At 35.2% G+C, this 14,635-nt stretch carries 14 protein-coding genes and 1 tRNA gene (1 of these 15 only partly in view); 6 read left to right on the top strand and 9 right to left on the bottom strand.

Annotated features, from left to right (window positions below; all coding sequences use genetic code 11):
* Both ACP5P5_RS00575 and ACP5P5_RS00570 read left to right on the top strand, forming a co-directional pair.
* Positions 1-434 carry the end of an isoaspartyl peptidase/L-asparaginase family protein gene (locus tag ACP5P5_RS00575; protein ID WP_428284178.1) on the top strand. Its footprint begins 607 nt before the window's first position, so only the last 434 of its 1,041 coding nucleotides appear in the window; its start codon lies beyond the left edge, outside the window; the stop codon is at positions 432-434.
* Positions 435-495: 61 nt separating this feature from the next.
* The gene (locus tag ACP5P5_RS00570; RefSeq protein WP_428284177.1) at positions 496-1,179 is read left to right on the top strand and encodes a 2-C-methyl-D-erythritol 4-phosphate cytidylyltransferase; all 684 of its coding nucleotides are present in this window, start codon (positions 496-498) and stop codon (positions 1,177-1,179) included.
* Here ACP5P5_RS00570 and ACP5P5_RS00565 read toward each other — a convergent pair.
* The 5 genes from ACP5P5_RS00565 to ACP5P5_RS00545 form a co-directional block, all read right to left on the bottom strand.
* Positions 1,168-2,088 carry a GNAT family N-acetyltransferase gene (locus ACP5P5_RS00565; protein ID WP_428284176.1) on the bottom strand — a complete coding sequence of 307 codons (921 nt, stop codon included), beginning with the start codon at positions 2,086-2,088 and terminating at the stop codon, positions 1,168-1,170. The two genes, ACP5P5_RS00570 and ACP5P5_RS00565, sit on opposite strands and share 12 nt — an antisense overlap.
* A 6-nt stretch (positions 2,089-2,094) precedes the next feature.
* Positions 2,095-2,751 (bottom strand): sugar transferase, encoded by a 657-nt coding sequence (locus tag ACP5P5_RS00560; RefSeq protein WP_428284175.1) that lies wholly within the window; start codon positions 2,749-2,751, stop codon positions 2,095-2,097.
* A gap of 9 nt (positions 2,752-2,760) precedes the next feature.
* Positions 2,761-3,738: a Gfo/Idh/MocA family protein gene (locus ACP5P5_RS00555; RefSeq protein ID WP_428284174.1), complete on the bottom strand. Its 978-nt coding sequence runs from the start codon at positions 3,736-3,738 to the stop codon at positions 2,761-2,763.
* Positions 3,739-3,888: 150 nt separating this feature from the next.
* Positions 3,889-3,972 (bottom strand) — tRNA-Leu (locus ACP5P5_RS00550).
* Positions 3,973-4,035: 63 nt separating this feature from the next.
* Positions 4,036-5,322, bottom strand: coding sequence for an acetyl-CoA hydrolase/transferase family protein (locus tag ACP5P5_RS00545; RefSeq protein WP_428284173.1), 1,287 nt, complete (start codon positions 5,320-5,322; stop codon positions 4,036-4,038).
* Positions 5,323-5,530: 208 nt separating this feature from the next.
* On the opposite strand from ACP5P5_RS00545, the gene ACP5P5_RS00540 reads away from it, so the two are divergent.
* Positions 5,531-6,727 carry an NAD(P)-dependent oxidoreductase gene (locus ACP5P5_RS00540; RefSeq protein ID WP_428284172.1) on the top strand — a complete coding sequence of 399 codons (1,197 nt, stop codon included), beginning with the start codon at positions 5,531-5,533 and terminating at the stop codon, positions 6,725-6,727.
* Between the two features lie 11 nt (positions 6,728-6,738).
* Here ACP5P5_RS00540 and ACP5P5_RS00535 read toward each other — a convergent pair whose 3' ends face one another.
* The 4 genes from ACP5P5_RS00535 to ACP5P5_RS00520 form a co-directional block, all read right to left on the bottom strand.
* Positions 6,739-7,401 carry a tRNA1(Val) (adenine(37)-N6)-methyltransferase gene (locus ACP5P5_RS00535; protein WP_428284171.1) on the bottom strand — a complete coding sequence of 221 codons (663 nt, stop codon included), beginning with the start codon at positions 7,399-7,401 and terminating at the stop codon, positions 6,739-6,741.
* A 246-nt stretch (positions 7,402-7,647) separates the two neighbouring features.
* Positions 7,648-8,412 carry a succinate dehydrogenase/fumarate reductase iron-sulfur subunit gene (locus tag ACP5P5_RS00530; protein ID WP_428284170.1) on the bottom strand — a complete coding sequence of 255 codons (765 nt, stop codon included), beginning with the start codon at positions 8,410-8,412 and terminating at the stop codon, positions 7,648-7,650.
* Between the two features lie 46 nt (positions 8,413-8,458).
* Positions 8,459-10,435 carry a fumarate reductase/succinate dehydrogenase flavoprotein subunit gene (locus ACP5P5_RS00525; RefSeq protein WP_428284169.1) on the bottom strand — a complete coding sequence of 659 codons (1,977 nt, stop codon included), beginning with the start codon at positions 10,433-10,435 and terminating at the stop codon, positions 8,459-8,461.
* 94 nt (positions 10,436-10,529) lie between these two features.
* A complete protein-coding gene (locus ACP5P5_RS00520) occupies positions 10,530-11,216 on the bottom strand; it encodes a succinate dehydrogenase cytochrome b subunit (RefSeq protein ID WP_428284168.1) in 687 nt (228 codons plus the stop codon).
* Positions 11,217-11,544: 328 nt separating this feature from the next.
* On the opposite strand from ACP5P5_RS00520, the gene ACP5P5_RS00515 reads away from it, so the two are divergent.
* From ACP5P5_RS00515 to ACP5P5_RS00505, 3 genes are read left to right on the top strand one after another with little or no spacing between them, the layout of a single operon-like run.
* Positions 11,545-12,795 (top strand): ABC transporter permease, encoded by a 1,251-nt coding sequence (locus tag ACP5P5_RS00515; protein ID WP_428284167.1) that lies wholly within the window; start codon positions 11,545-11,547, stop codon positions 12,793-12,795.
* Positions 12,796-12,804: 9 nt separating this feature from the next.
* A complete protein-coding gene (gene tsaD, locus ACP5P5_RS00510) occupies positions 12,805-13,815 on the top strand; it encodes a tRNA (adenosine(37)-N6)-threonylcarbamoyltransferase complex transferase subunit TsaD (protein WP_428284166.1) in 1,011 nt (336 codons plus the stop codon).
* Positions 13,816-13,870: 55 nt separating this feature from the next.
* Entirely contained in the window at positions 13,871-14,626 is a 756-nt protein-coding gene (locus tag ACP5P5_RS00505; RefSeq protein ID WP_428284165.1) for an XRE family transcriptional regulator, read from the top strand.
* Positions 14,627-14,635: the final 9 nt, after the last annotated feature.

Raw genomic sequence — 14,635 nt, 5'->3', positions numbered from 1 at the left:
TAATGCGTGATAAAAAATTTGGAACCGTAGGTGCTGTAGCTTGTGATGCTGAAGGAAATATTGCCGCAGCAACCAGTACTGGTGGTATGACAAATAAAAAATATGGTCGTATTGGCGATAGCCCGGTAATTGGTGCGGGTACTTATGCCAATAATGCAACTTGTGGTATTAGTTGTACCGGTCATGGTGAAATGTTTTTAAGAGTTGTTGCAGCACATGATGTTAGTTGCTTAATGGAATATAAAGGCTTTACATTGCAAGAGGCCATGCACGAAGTGGTACATAAAAAATTAGTTGCCATGAAAGGGGAAGGCGGTATGATTGGCGTTGATGCGAAAGGAAATATTGCAATGGTATTTAATAGTGCCGGTATGTATCGTGCTGCAAAAACAAGTAATGGGTTATTCGAAATTGGTATATATGGCGAACAATAGCGGCTACTAGTTTTGTAATTCAGATTTACAGCTACTTTTGCAATTAACGAATATTCATTTCATGCAAAAAATTGCGATAATTGTTGCCGGTGGCTCCGGAGTTAGAATGGGAAGTGCATTGCCTAAACAGTTTTTACCGCTTAAAAACAAGCCTGTATTACAATATACCCTCGAAACTTTTTTGTTATCATTTCCTGACTTACAAATTATATTGGTACTGCCGGACGCCTATCTAAATATGGGTAAGGAGCTTATAGCAAAAATACCGCTTCATCAACGTATACGGCTTGTTGCTGGTGGTGTTACACGGTTTCATTCGGTAAAAGCCGGTTTATCTATTATTCCTCCACAAACCAATGCTATTATTTTTGTACACGATGCAGTACGTTGTTTAATTAGTGCAAAACTTATTCAACAATGTTATCATCAAGCCATGGAAAAGGGTAGTGCAATACCTGCCATTAAAGCTACTGATAGTATTCGGCAAACAATTAATGATGCTTCAAAGCCTTTAAATCGTGATGAAATATTTTTAATTCAAACACCACAAACCTTTAGAAGTGACATTTTGTTGTCTGCTTTTCAGCAAGAACACCAACCTGAATTTACTGATGAAGCAACTGTGGTTGAGTATAGTGGTGTCCCCATACACTTAATAGAAGGTGAACATCAAAACATAAAAATTACACGCCCTATTGACTTACTGATAGCCGAAAAGTTTCTGGATGATCCTTCATTGTTTTAACCAACGCAATGGAATTGGTAATTGATTAATGTGTATATGCCAATAAGGACAATGCTTTGGATGAAAGTTTTTGTAAAACGACTGTACGCCCGGCAAAGATGAACCTTCGAAATCGAAAATTTTGCTATTGCCGGCAATCTTTCTTATGCATTGATCAATTAAAAAATGACCTGCACTTTGTTTTCTTCCTTCCTCATTCACAAAATGTATGATGTTATAAACTCTACTTTCATGCATTAAGAAAATGCCCCCCGAAATAAGCCTTTGGTTGGTATTATGAACTCCTAATACCAAAAATTTATTTTGCATCTCTGTTTTTAATAAAAGCTTTAAAAAAGTATTGGTATGCTGCCGGGATAAATTCATGGTATTACCATATAATCTATAAAATGCTTCTAATACCAACTGCGGATGGAGGTCTTCCACAAGCACTAAATTATGCTTTTGTGCTTTTTCTAAATTCCGAATTAAATCACCTGAATAATTTTGTTGTATAAATGCATAGCCGTTATGTAGATGTAATTTAAAGTTATCTTTTAATATGGCTTTATTTTTTTCAAGTGCTTTAGGTAATTGTGGGTAGGGAATATATAAATCTCCGTAGGTGAAATGTTTTATCACATAATTAATTCCTTTTAATAGGTTGTCATTAATGTTGGCAGCGAATAAACCCAATTGTTGTATAAATGGGGGTTGATAACAATATTGAATGCTCCATTTTTTTTTAAATGGAACTGGTATAACAGCTTCATAATCTTTATAAACAAATGCTAACCAATTCGCGCATAAAGCATTTAAATAAAATGATTGGGCGTAAATGCTTGGTTGGATTGATTGATTAATGCAATGGTTCCATTTTACTTCATTTATTGCGGATGCGGGTATTATTTGCCAATTGCTATCCTGCATAACGCTTTATTTCCCTTTGCCTAATAAAATAATAAGAAAGGTTTTTAAAATAATGGCCATGTCTAATAAAAACGATCTTTTCTGAATATAAATCAAATCATATTCCGCTCTTTCTATTAATTCATTGAGGTTTGATGCATATCCAAACTCTATCATACCTAAGGATGTTAATCCTGGTTTTACCAGAAACAGTGAGGCATAGTTGGGTACTATTTGTATCAATTGATTAGTATAGAACTGCCTTTCAGGTCTTGGTCCAACCAGCGACATATCCCCTTTAATAATGTTCCATAATTGTGGTATTTCATCTAACCGCCATTTCCGCATAATTTTTCCCCAGGGGGTAATACGGCCATCCGTATCACTTGATAATTGAGGCCCATTTACTTCCGCATCAGCGTACATACTTCTAAATTTATAAATAGTAAACGGCACTCCTTTATATCCTACACGTTGTTGAGAATAAAAAACATTTCCCGGCGAAGAAAATTTGGTTTTAATAGCTATGAAAATAATTAGCGGAAGTAATAGAATAATTGCTGTTATTGAAAATAAAACATCAATAACGCGTTTAGTTATTCCATACAAAATATGTTTGTTTTGCATGGGCTGCCATTGGCCTTTTTTATCTGCTAACTCTATTTCCAAAGTTTTATAAAACATGGTATTAAGTTATGACATAGCAATATTATTGCTGTTAATTTTCTGCAGAATTTGGTGGGCTACTTCAAGCGCCAACAATCCATCTATTTCGCTCACTAACGTGGGAGTATTGTTGTTAATGGCATCAACAAAACTTTGTAATTCTAACAAAATAGCATTAGCCGGTTGAATTTCGGGATTTGATACAGCAATGGTTTTAGTTCCATGTGGTGTTTCAATATCAAACGTAAAGCTATTCTCGTCTTGCGGCTGTTTTAAAGTAATTATTTCCGTTTTCTTTTCTAAAAAGTCAATGCCATAATAAGCATCTTTTTGAAACAAACGAATCTTGCGCATTTTTTTCATGCTTATACGGCTACTTGTTAAGTTAGCTACACAACCATTATTAAATTCTATGCGTACATTGGCAATATCTGGCGTATCTGTCATAACCGCAACTCCACTTGCATAAATATTTTTTACACCGCTTTTTACTAAGCTTAAAATGATATCTATATCATGAATCATTAGGTCAAGGATAACACTTACTTCAGTTCCTCTAGGGTTGAATTGAGCCAAACGATGTACTTCAATAAACATGGGGTTTAATTGTACATCTTTTAGTGCTAAATAAGCCGGGTTAAAGCGTTCAACATGACCCACCTGTAATTTAACGTTCGCTTCTTTAACCATGTTTACCAGGCTTTTGGCCTCCTGTATGGTATGGGTAAAAGGTTTTTCAACAAATACATGCTTGCCTTTTCGAATGGCTAACATACATATTTCAAAGTGTTTGTCGGTGGGCACCACAACATCAATAATATCGCAAGCATCTATCAACTTTTCTTCATCTAAAAAGCGTTTTATGCCATATTGCTCCGCAACCAATTTTGCTTCCTCATTATTCGGATCAAAAAAACCAACTAATTTAATCCCCTCAATTTCTTTCCAATTATTTAAGTGGTATTTTCCCAAATGGCCAACGCCAAATACTCCTACTTTCAACATGCTTCTCTGGTTTTAGCGGCTAAAGATAATTAATATGAACATTTGTTTGTGTTATTGTAATAACAAAAAATAAGGAATCATTGGTGTATACAATCTATCATGTTTTAATAGCAATGGGGCATAAAAAAAGTGGTTTTACAACCACTTTTGTGCCCAGAACAGGAATCGAACCTGCACTACCTTGCGATAACCAGATTTTGAGTCTGGCGCGTCTACCAGTTCCGCCATCTGGGCTTGGGGCTGCAATATTACATTATATGCTTTAATACACAAAATTCGGTGCCATAATTTTATTAATTAAACAAAAATTTTAAATCGTTCAAAGCAACTCCTGGCTAATGTCTCTCTGTCATCGGGGTGAGCAATGGCTATTAAAGCTTTTGCACGTTGCCGTAAATTTTTTCCATATAAATAAGCAACTCCAAATTCTGTAACAACATAATGTATGTGGCCACGTGTTGTAACTACCCCGGCTCCTTCTTTTAAATGTGGGGTAATGCGTGATATTCCTTTTTTGGTTCTGCTTGTTAAGGCAATAATGGGTTTACCTCCTTCACTTAAAGCAGCACCTCGCATAAAATCCATTTGGCCACCAATACCGCTATATTGATAGGTGCCAATGCTATCGGCACAAATTTGCCCTGTAATATCAACCTCAATAGCACTATTAATGGCAATTACCTTATTGTTTCTTCTAATAACATGAGGATCATTTACATAATCAATATCTAAAAAAGCAAAAGCAGGGTTATCATTTACATAACTATACAATCGTTTGGTACCAAAGGCAAAGCTGGTAACATTTTTATTGGGGTGAATTTTTTTATACTTGTTGTTAATTATATCCTTTTCCATTAAATCTATCACACCATCACTACACATTTCGGTGTGTAAACCTAAGTTTTTGTGATTGTGCAATGATTTTAAAACAGCATCTGGAATGGTGCCGATTCCCAATTGCAGTGTGCTTTCATCATCAATCATTTCAGCAATATATTTTCCAATTTGAATTTCGGCTGCTCCGGTTTTACTGGCATAATCTAATTCGGGTAAAGCTTCTTCATGATAAACCATTTTTGTAATATGACTAACATGCAACAACCCGTCTCCATGTGTTCTAGGCATATTGGGGTTTACTTGTGCAATAATATATTTAGCCGTGTTTACGGCTGTACGTGCAATATCAACCGATAAGCCTAAAGTGCAATAACCATGCTCATCGGGTGGTGAAACTTGAACAATGGCCACATCAATGGGAAGCACATTCTTTTTAAACAAATCGGGTATATCACTTAAAAATGCGGGAATAAAATCGGCCCGACCACTGTTTACGGCTTCACGAACAGATGCAGACACAAACAAACAGTTAATGTGAAAAGCGTTTTGATATTCCGGTTTATCAATTACTATATCTCCCTGCACTGTAATAAATACCGTTTCCACATTTTGTAAACGTGGAGCTTCCATGGCTAATTCGCGTAATAAAAAAAGTGGGGTACAGGCACTACCGTGTATAAATACTCTTTGGTTGCTTTGTATAATGGATAATGCATTAGCTGCAGTTACATATTCAATTGCTTGCATGTTTTATTTGCAAAATAACGATTGATGTAAACTTTAAAAAATGATTTTTGTTAGCTTCATTTATTTCAATAAATTAAAATAATGAAATTTATTTTAATAATTTATCTTCCAACTATTTCAATGCATCTAACTAATTTGTATTAAAAGATGCCTAAATTGTTACAATTTGTATTGAATAAAATACCTTTAGGCAGTAAAAGTTTGCTGTATGATTAAGATTGGATTGATTAAAGAAGGTAAGGTTCCTTCCGATAGCAGAGTAGCACTAATTCCGGCGCAATGCAAATGGCTAATGCAACATTTTAAAGATATTAATATTGTAGTAGAAGCATCAAATAATCGTTGTTTTAGTGATGAAGAATACAAACGTGCCGGCATTGCTGTAGTGAATGATATTTCTGATTGCGATATTTTAATGGGCATTAAGGAAGTTCCTAAAGATGCTCTAATAGCCAACAAAACTTATTTATTCTTTTCACATACTCGGAAAAAACAACCTTACAATCAAGTATTATTTCATACAATGATTGATAAAAAAATTACTTTAATTGACTATGAATGTTTAGAACATGAAGATGGGCAACGTGTTATTGGTTTTGGTTTTTTTGCAGGGGTTGTAGGGGCCCACAATGGTATGATGTGTTATGGCAATAGGACAGGCTTGTATAAATTGGGGAGGGTTTATGAAGAGAAAGATTATCGTTCATTAATTCATCAATATTTTGGTTTGAAATTACCCAATGTGAAAATTGCCGTAACCGGCAGTGGAAGAGTAGCACATGGTATTTTAGAGGTGATGAATTTAATGGGTATTACCGAAGTTGAACCCGATGAATATTTAGAAAAAAAATTTACCTATCCGGTATATGTACAATTGAAAGGGCCTGATTTATTTACCCATAAGCACTTAAAAACATACCAAAGAGAACATTTTCATTCACATCCTACCCATTATAAAAGTCGTTTTTTACCTTATGCCCATTGTTCAGATATTTTAATGAATGGAATATTCTGGACAGAAGATATGCCTCGGTTGTTTGATTTATCTGATATTGATGAGCATTTTGCTATTCAAACTATTTCAGACATAACAGATGATGCGCATGGTTCAATTCCGATTAACTTAGGTGACCAAACTATTGAAGACCCAGTTTATGGAGTTGATAGAAAAACTTTTACTAAAACAGCGCCTTATTTACCGGGCAGTATTGATGTAATTGCAGTGGGTAATTTACCTAATGAGTTGCCACGTGATGCCAGTCGTTATTTTGGGGAACAATTGATAAAACATGTATTACCCGATTTGTTGGGTTCAGGTAATGATATGGTAGAGCGGGCTACTATTTTAAAACAAGGCCAATTAACCAATCATTTTAATTATTTAGCTGATTACGCAGTTCACTAAAAGTAAAGTTGTTACAAAAAGAGATAGTAGTCCTTTAATAACTCGGTAAAATAGGTTGTGTAATTGTTATTTACTTCACGAATAGTAAGTGTATCATCGGTAAGTAAAGGGGTTGGTTGTTTAGAAAAAATACAAATAGTTCTAAAAAAGTGATGCTTAGGACTTGGTTTTATATCTAGCTTATATTCAAGAAAAAATTTTTTTTGGTGCGCCATACCAATAAATGCAGTACTTCTAAAGTAGGGTAATAAAATAGCAAACTTCCCCTGCCCATTTAAACATTCCTCGCAAATATGTAGCACATCTTCCAGCAATAATTCCTGGCTATGCATGGCAATATTTTTATGTTGATTATTGCTTCTTAGGCTGTTTTCATAAAAAGGGGGGTTGCAAATAATCCAATCATAGCTGGTATTAATGTGTAGGGTTTTTATATTGCCTTTAATGATACGAAGTTTGGCATGCCATGGTGAACGATTAAAATTTTGTTCAGCTTGTAAAGCAGCATTTTCATCTATTTCATACGCATCAATCAGGCATTTATTTTTCTGTGCCACCATTAAACTTAATAAACCTGTTCCTGTGCCTATATCTGCAAGGCTATTAACATTTTGCTTTTCAAGATAATTAGCCATAATTGCACCGAAAAGACAGGCGTCTGTACAAACCTTCATTGCACATTTTTCCTGATGAACCGTAAATTGTTTAAAAGCAAAAAAACTGTTAGGCATAAAAATTAAGCTAAATAGGTGGGTATGTAAATAAGCTGTTAGATAATGGTTTTAGTTATGCATAATGCGTATGTTAATGAATAATATGAAAGTACAATATACAATAAATTTTAACATAAGAATTAAATGCAAAAAAAAATCTCACCACCTTAAGTAGTGGTGAGATGGAATATGGCAATCACTTAATTTCTATTTTTCTGCCACCAAACTTGCCGTAATATATTCACTATTTAAGCGGGCAATGTTTGTTAAAGAAATTTCTTTTGGACAAGCAGCTTCACAGGCACCTGTATTAGTACAAGCTCCAAAACCTTCTTTATCCATTTGGGCAATCATATTCAAAACGCGTGTATTTCGTTCAGGATGGCCCTGAGGTAAAAGTGCTAAGTGGGAAACTTTGGCTGATACAAAAAGCATTGCGCTACTGTTTTTGCAAGCAGCAACACAAGCGCCACAACCAATGCACATGGCAGCAGCGAAAGATTTATCAGCATTCTCTTTATCAATCAAAATTGCGTTTCCGTCAACAGCATTACCGGTATTCACAGAAATATATCCACCTGCCTGAATTATGCGGTCAAAAGCGGAACGATCTACAACCAAGTCTTTTATTACAGGGAAAGCATTGGCGCGCCAAGGTTCAACTACAATTGTGTCTTCATTTTTAAAAGCCCTCATGTGTAATTGACATGTAGTATTTGCTTGCCAGGGTCCATGAGGTTTACCATTAATATACATTGAACACATACCGCAAATGCCTTCTCTACAATCGTGGTCAAATGCAATTGGGTCTTCTCCTGCTTTTATTAATTGTTCATTTAGCACATCAAACATTTCCAAAAAACTCATTTCCGATGAAATGTTTTCAACGCGGTACATTTTAAAACTACCCTTTGCCTCTTTGCTGCTTTGTCTCCAAACTTTTAGGTTTAGATTCATGGTATAGTGTTCCATAGTAAAAATTTAAAATCTTTAAAAATTGAATATCATTCCGACTAAATTATTTGTAATTTCTTTGTGTAGGCTTAATTACGTCATATTGTAATGGTTCTTTATGTAATTCCCATTGGTGATCATTCTTAAATTCCCATGCAGCAACATACATAAAGTTAGCATCATCGCGTAATGCCTCACCGTCAGGAGTTTGATATTCTTCTCTAAAATGTCCGCCGCAGCTTTCATTGCGGTGTAAAGCATCAATGCACATTAATTCCCCTAATTCAATAAAATCTGCTACACGCCCTGCTTTGTCCAATTCGGGATTTAATTCATGTAAACCACCGGGTACTTTCACATCACTCCAAAATTCTTTTTTCAATTGTTGAATTTCTTGAATGGCTTGCTGTAAACCATTGGCATTTCTGGCCATTCCGCATTTATCCCACATAATTTTACCTAAACGCCTGTGGAAATTTTCAACAGGTTGTGTTCCCTTTATGCTTAGCAAGTTTTTTAATCTTTCCTGAACTTTTTTCTCGGCTAATTGAAATGCTTCATGGTCGGTAGAAATGGGTTTATTGTAAATTTCATCTGCCAAATAGTTTCCTATGGTGTAGGGTATTACAAAATAACCATCAGCAAGGCCTTGCATTAAGGCACTTGCACCTAAGCGGTTGGCACCGTGATCGGAGAAGTTAGCTTCACCTAATGCATATAATCCTTTTACAGTGGTCATTAATTCATAATCAACCCACAACCCACCCATGGTATAGTGTACTGCAGGGTAGATGCGCATGGGAACTTCATAAGGATTTTCGCCGGTAATTTTTTCATACATATCGAAAAGATTACCATATTTTTCTTTTACTACTTGTTTACCGAGTGATATAATTTGCTCTTTTGAAGGATTATCGATACCGTGAATACCTGCTTCTGTTGTACCATATCTTTCAAAAGCAGCACTAAAGTCAAGATAAACTGCTTGTTTAGAAGAGCCTACTCCATAACCCTCATCACATCTTTCTTTGGCAGCTCTAGAAGCCACATCACGAGGTACCAGATTACCAAATGCAGGATATCTTCTTTCTAAGTAATAATCTCTTTCTTCTTCAGGTATTTGGCTGGCTTTACGCGTATCTCCTTTTTGTTTGGGAACCCATATTCGGCCATCATTTCTTAAGGATTCGCTCATTAAGGTTAATTTACTTTGATGTTCGCCGGTTACAGGAATACACGTAGGATGTATTTGTGTAAAACAAGGATTACCAAATAATGCACCATTTTTATGCGCTTTCCATGCTGCAGTTACATTGCTACCCATTGCATTGGTAGATAGGTAGAAAACGTTCCCATAACCACCACTGCATAATAAAACAGCATGCCCGAAATGGCGTTCTAATTTTCCGGTTACTAAATCACGGGCAATAATTCCTCTTGCCTTTCCATCTATAATAACCAATTCCTGCATTTCATGGCGGGAATACATTTTTACATTACCCAATGCTACCTGGCGTTCTAATGCCTGATAAGCGCCTATTAAAAGTTGTTGCCCTGTTTGGCCTGCAGCATAAAAAGTGCGTTGTACTTGTACACCACCAAATGAACGGTTACTTAATACACCACCATATTCTCTGGCAAATGGAACACCTTGAGCAACACATTGATCGATAATATTGGCACTGTTTTCAGCAAGGCGGTAAACGTTACCTTCCCGGCTGCGATAATCGCCTCCTTTAATAGTATCATAAAATAATCTGAAGATGCTATCACCATCATTTTGATAGTTTTTAGCAGCATTAATTCCACCTTGTGCTGCAATGGAGTGTGCCCTACGCGGACTATCTTGAAAGCAAAATGCTTTTACTTTATAGCCTAATTCCCCTAAACTGGCTGCAGCACTGGCTCCGGCTAATCCGGTACCTACTACAATTATTTCTAATTTGCGTTTATTGGCCGGATTTACCAATTTACAATGACCTTTATAATTGGTCCATTTTTGTTCAATAGGGCCTGATGGAATTTTTGAATCTAATATCATGGTACTACTTTTTTGTAGATTAAAAATGGCATTTTTCTAAATGATATGCTTGTTTTGTTGAACTAAGTTTTTCATTTAGTGCACTTAAGTTGTATTAATGAATCCAATGGAAATAAAAACTGATAGGCATTAAAGCAAAAATGAGTGGAATTACTATTGCAAAACCATAACCAAAAGAGCTAAGTGCCTGTTGATATTTTTTGTTATGTACACCTATTGTTTTAAATGCACTTTGAAAACCATGGGCTAAATGATAACCTAAACTAATGCAACAAATAACATAAAAAATAACTACCCATAATTCAGAAAAAGTACTTTGCATTAAAGCATATAAATTATGTACTTGAATACCGTTTGGTAATGTTGTTTCTTCAATACCGGTAAAACGTGAAGGTATCCAAAATTGTTTCCAGTGTACAATGAAAAATAAGAGTAAAATAGTACCTAAAATAGCCATACTTCTGCTGTACCACTTACTTCCTCTGTTACCATAGGAAACTGCATAACCAATTTTCCGTTTACTTCTATTTCCGGCCTCTAAAACATAACCTTGTATAATGTGAATAAAAATAAAAAGAAACAAACCTATTTCTAAAATTCTGGGTATGACATTACTGCCCATAAAATTAGCAGCGCGGTTAAACATAATGCCACCATCGTTAGCCCAAATACAGGCATTTAGCCCTGCGTGTACTATTAAAAATAAAATGAGGAAAATTCCAGTTAAACCCATTACTAATTTTTTTCCTACTGATGAGGTAAAAGCTTGCTTCCAGGTCATATAGCAAAATTGAATTTGATAAATAAATCTGTGCAAAAATACAAACCGATGTAATGTTATAGACAAATACTTTTTTTATTTTTTAGAAAGTATTCGAAACATATAACAGTACCGACAGTTTTTTGTTGATTTTTATGAGTGAAACCTTATTTTTAATGCTTTTTAATAACAATACCACTTTAATTATTTCATAATTTGAAAAAATACTTCATTGAAGTTTTAAAGTGTTATCAATTTGTTCATGCTTTATTTTTTACGCTCATCACTTAATTATAGGCATTGAACCATTATTTTAAAATTTTGAGGAATAACACACTATTTTTGGAATATGCTGAAAATACTCAACATAATTTGGAACAGTTTTAAAATGGCCCTTCAGGAATTAAGGGTAAATAAACTGCGTACTTTTTTATCATTGTTTGGTATAACCATTGGAATATTTTGCATTATAGGCGTATTAGCTACGGTAGATAGTTTAAAAAGAAAAGTTAGCGGTGAGGTTCAAACCTTAGGAAGCAATACTATTTATATAGATAAATGGGATTATAGTGGTGGTGGCGATAATTATCCCTGGTGGAAGTTTGTGAAAAGACCTACACCCACTTATAATGAAATGAAATTTATAGAATCAAAAAGTGAGTTATCTGATGCCGTTGCGTTTTTTGCTTCTCGGAATGCTACGGTTTCCTATGGCGATAATAGCTTAACTAATGTAAGCGTTTATAGTATAACCGAGAATTTCATGAAAATTCAATCTATTAATTTAGCAGCGGGTCGTTATATTAACGATTATGATTTTACATATGGCACCAATTCAACCGTAATAGGGCATAAAGTGGCTGAGGAATTATTTGGAAATCCCGACAAAGCAGTTGGTAAACAGCTTGACTTTAATCATCATAAAGCAATAATTGTTGGGGTTTTGGAAAAACAAGGAAACAGTTTATTGGGTGGCTTTAACTATGATGATTGTATATTATTGTCTTATCGCTATTTTGCTTCGATTTATGTAATTAAACAAAGTAGTCCTTTTATAATGGTTCAAGCCAAAAAAAATATTGCTACAAGCAGTTTATCGGACGAACTAGATGGAATAATGCGACAAGCCCGAAAATTAAGTCCTCAACAAGCTGATGATTTTTCTTTAAACGATGTAAACTTATTAGGCAATTCATTGAATGGGCTGTTCGGTTCGCTAAATTTAGGCGGATGGGCAATAGCAGGTTTAAGTTTGTTAGTGGGTGCATTTGGCGTTGCTAATATTATGTTTGTTACAGTACGGGAGCGCACTGCACAAATTGGTTTAAAAAAAGCAATTGGCGCAAAAAAAAGAACTATACTAACCGAGTTTTTGTTAGAAAGTGCTTTTCTATGTGTTATAGGGGGCTTGTTAGGATTATTCTTGGTTTGGATTTTAACCCTTGCTTTAAGTAAGGTTTTACCATTTCCTATATTTATTGCGCCTAATATTATTTTATTGGCATTAAGTATTTGTATTGTTTTAGGTGTTTTATCAGGTATTATTCCAGCATCCATTGCTGCCAAAATGGATCCCGTAGTGGCTATTAGAAGTAAATAGTATGTACCTTTGACCAAAAAATTTGTGCCGTTATCTATTTTAGCTATCGAGTCTTCTTGTGATGAAACGTCTGCTGCTGTTTGTGCAGATGGAAAAATTGTTTCAAATATAATTGCAACGCAAGCAATACATGCTGAGTATGGAGGCGTTGTACCTGAATTAGCCAGCAGAGCCCACATTCAAAATATTGTACCGGTAGTTGATGCTGCTATTAAAAAAGCGAATATTAGCTTAATAAACGTAAATGCCATTGCATTTACACAAGCACCTGGTTTGTTAGGTAGTTTAATGGTTGGAACACAATTTGCAAAATCATTAGCGTTGGCATTGGCAAAGCCTTTAATTGCAGTACACCATATGCAAGCACATGTTTTAGCCAATTTAATTGTTGAACCTGCTCCTCAATTTCCATTTTTGTGTTTAACGGTAAGTGGGGGACATACACAAATTGTTTTAGCTCATAGCCCATTAAACTTAGAAGTGCTGGGAGAAACCATTGATGATGCTGCCGGCGAAGCATTTGATAAAACCGCTAAATTGCTTGGATTACCTTACCCTGGCGGGCCCTTGGTTGACAAATATGCTCAATTAGGTAACCCACATGCCTTTAAGTTTGCCCAATCACAAGTACCCGAATTAAATTTTTCATTCAGTGGATTAAAGACTTCCGTTTTATATTTTTTACAAAAACAACCACCCAATTTTGCCGCTTTGCACATCAATGATTTATGTGCATCTATACAATACACCATTATAACAATGTTGTTGCGCAAATTACAATTAGCGGTAAAACAAACCGGTGTTAAACGATTGTGTATTGCAGGCGGTGTAAGTGCAAATAAAGGATTAAGGTATGCTTTTGAAACCTTAGGAAAAGAAAAAGGTTGGGAAACTTTTATTCCTCCTTTTGAATATTGTACCGATAATGCAGCAATGATAGCCATTACAGCTTATTATAAATATCAGGCAAATCAATTTTCCGATTTAAGTGTTTCTCCTTCTGCCAGGGCAGCTTGGTAAAAAAATATTTTTTTTACTAAAAAAATTAGTATATTGCCGCTAAAATCGTTAGTTTATGAGTTTTGCAGGAAAAAACTTACGCTATTTACGCAAATTAAGAGGTTATACGCAAGAGGAATTTGCCCAAAAATTAGGGATTAAACGTTCTTTAATTGGTGCTTATGAAGAGGAACGTGCTGAGCCAAAATTAGAAGTATTAGAAGATGTGGCTCAAATGTATAAACTTAGTTTAGATGAATTGTTACTGAAGGATTTAACAGCCGCAAAAGGCACCAGTTATATAGAACAACGTAGGAAGTTGAAAATGGCTTCAGAAAATTCTGCATTAATATCATTTGTTCCGGTAAAAGCAGCAGCAGGTTATTTGGCTGGTTATGCCGATACCGAATTTTTAGATGAATTAAACACTTTCACGTTACCCATGTTAGCACCAGGCCAATACCGTGCTTTCGAAATTATTGGCGATAGTATGTTGCCTACTCCAAGTGGCAGTGTAATTGTGGGTGAAAAAGTTGAGGATGTTGAAGAGGTTAAATCGAGCAACACCTATGTTGTACTTTCTAAGCAAGATGGCATTGTTTACAAACGCATCTTGAAAAACAATAGAGCAAAAAATAAATTAACCTTAGTAAGTGATAATCCGGTTTATGAGCCTTATTCCGTTGCTACCGACGATATTTTGGAAGTTTGGAAAGCTGTTTTCATTTTGCAAAAAGCCAATACCGTGCAGCGCTGGGATGTAAACCAATTAGCAGGTATGGTGAATAATTTACAGGCGCAAGTTTCCACATTAAAAAAGAAACTTAATTAAACAATTCGT

The sequence above is a fragment of the Hydrotalea sp. genome (assembly GCF_049968455.1).
Classification (GTDB): Bacteria; Bacteroidota; Bacteroidia; order Chitinophagales; family Chitinophagaceae; genus Hydrotalea.
Note: the sequence above shows the minus strand (reverse complement) of the source record. Positions and strands in the feature narration are given on the sequence as shown.

What these genes read in the sequence shown, in the direction of transcription:
- ACP5P5_RS00570 (WP_428284177.1), top strand. Translation starts at nt 496, where the DNA reads ATGCAAAAAATTGCGATAATTGTTGCCGGTGGCTCCGGAGTTAGAATG.
- ACP5P5_RS00565 (WP_428284176.1), bottom strand. Translation starts at nt 2,088, where the DNA reads ATGCAGGATAGCAATTGGCAAATAATACCCGCATCCGCAATAAATGAA.
- ACP5P5_RS00560 (WP_428284175.1), bottom strand. Translation starts at nt 2,751, where the DNA reads ATGTTTTATAAAACTTTGGAAATAGAGTTAGCAGATAAAAAAGGCCAA.
- ACP5P5_RS00555 (WP_428284174.1), bottom strand. Translation starts at nt 3,738, where the DNA reads ATGTTGAAAGTAGGAGTATTTGGCGTTGGCCATTTGGGAAAATACCAC.
- ACP5P5_RS00545 (WP_428284173.1), bottom strand. Translation starts at nt 5,322, where the DNA reads ATGCAAGCAATTGAATATGTAACTGCAGCTAATGCATTATCCATTATA.
- ACP5P5_RS00540 (WP_428284172.1), top strand. Translation starts at nt 5,531, where the DNA reads ATGATTAAGATTGGATTGATTAAAGAAGGTAAGGTTCCTTCCGATAGC.
- ACP5P5_RS00535 (WP_428284171.1), bottom strand. Translation starts at nt 7,401, where the DNA reads ATGAAGGTTTGTACAGACGCCTGTCTTTTCGGTGCAATTATGGCTAAT.
- ACP5P5_RS00530 (WP_428284170.1), bottom strand. Translation starts at nt 8,412, where the DNA reads ATGGAACACTATACCATGAATCTAAACCTAAAAGTTTGGAGACAAAGC.
- ACP5P5_RS00525 (WP_428284169.1), bottom strand. Translation starts at nt 10,435, where the DNA reads ATGATATTAGATTCAAAAATTCCATCAGGCCCTATTGAACAAAAATGG.
- ACP5P5_RS00520 (WP_428284168.1), bottom strand. Translation starts at nt 11,216, where the DNA reads ATGACCTGGAAGCAAGCTTTTACCTCATCAGTAGGAAAAAAATTAGTA.
- ACP5P5_RS00515 (WP_428284167.1), top strand. Translation starts at nt 11,545, where the DNA reads ATGCTGAAAATACTCAACATAATTTGGAACAGTTTTAAAATGGCCCTT.
- ACP5P5_RS00505 (WP_428284165.1), top strand. Translation starts at nt 13,871, where the DNA reads ATGAGTTTTGCAGGAAAAAACTTACGCTATTTACGCAAATTAAGAGGT.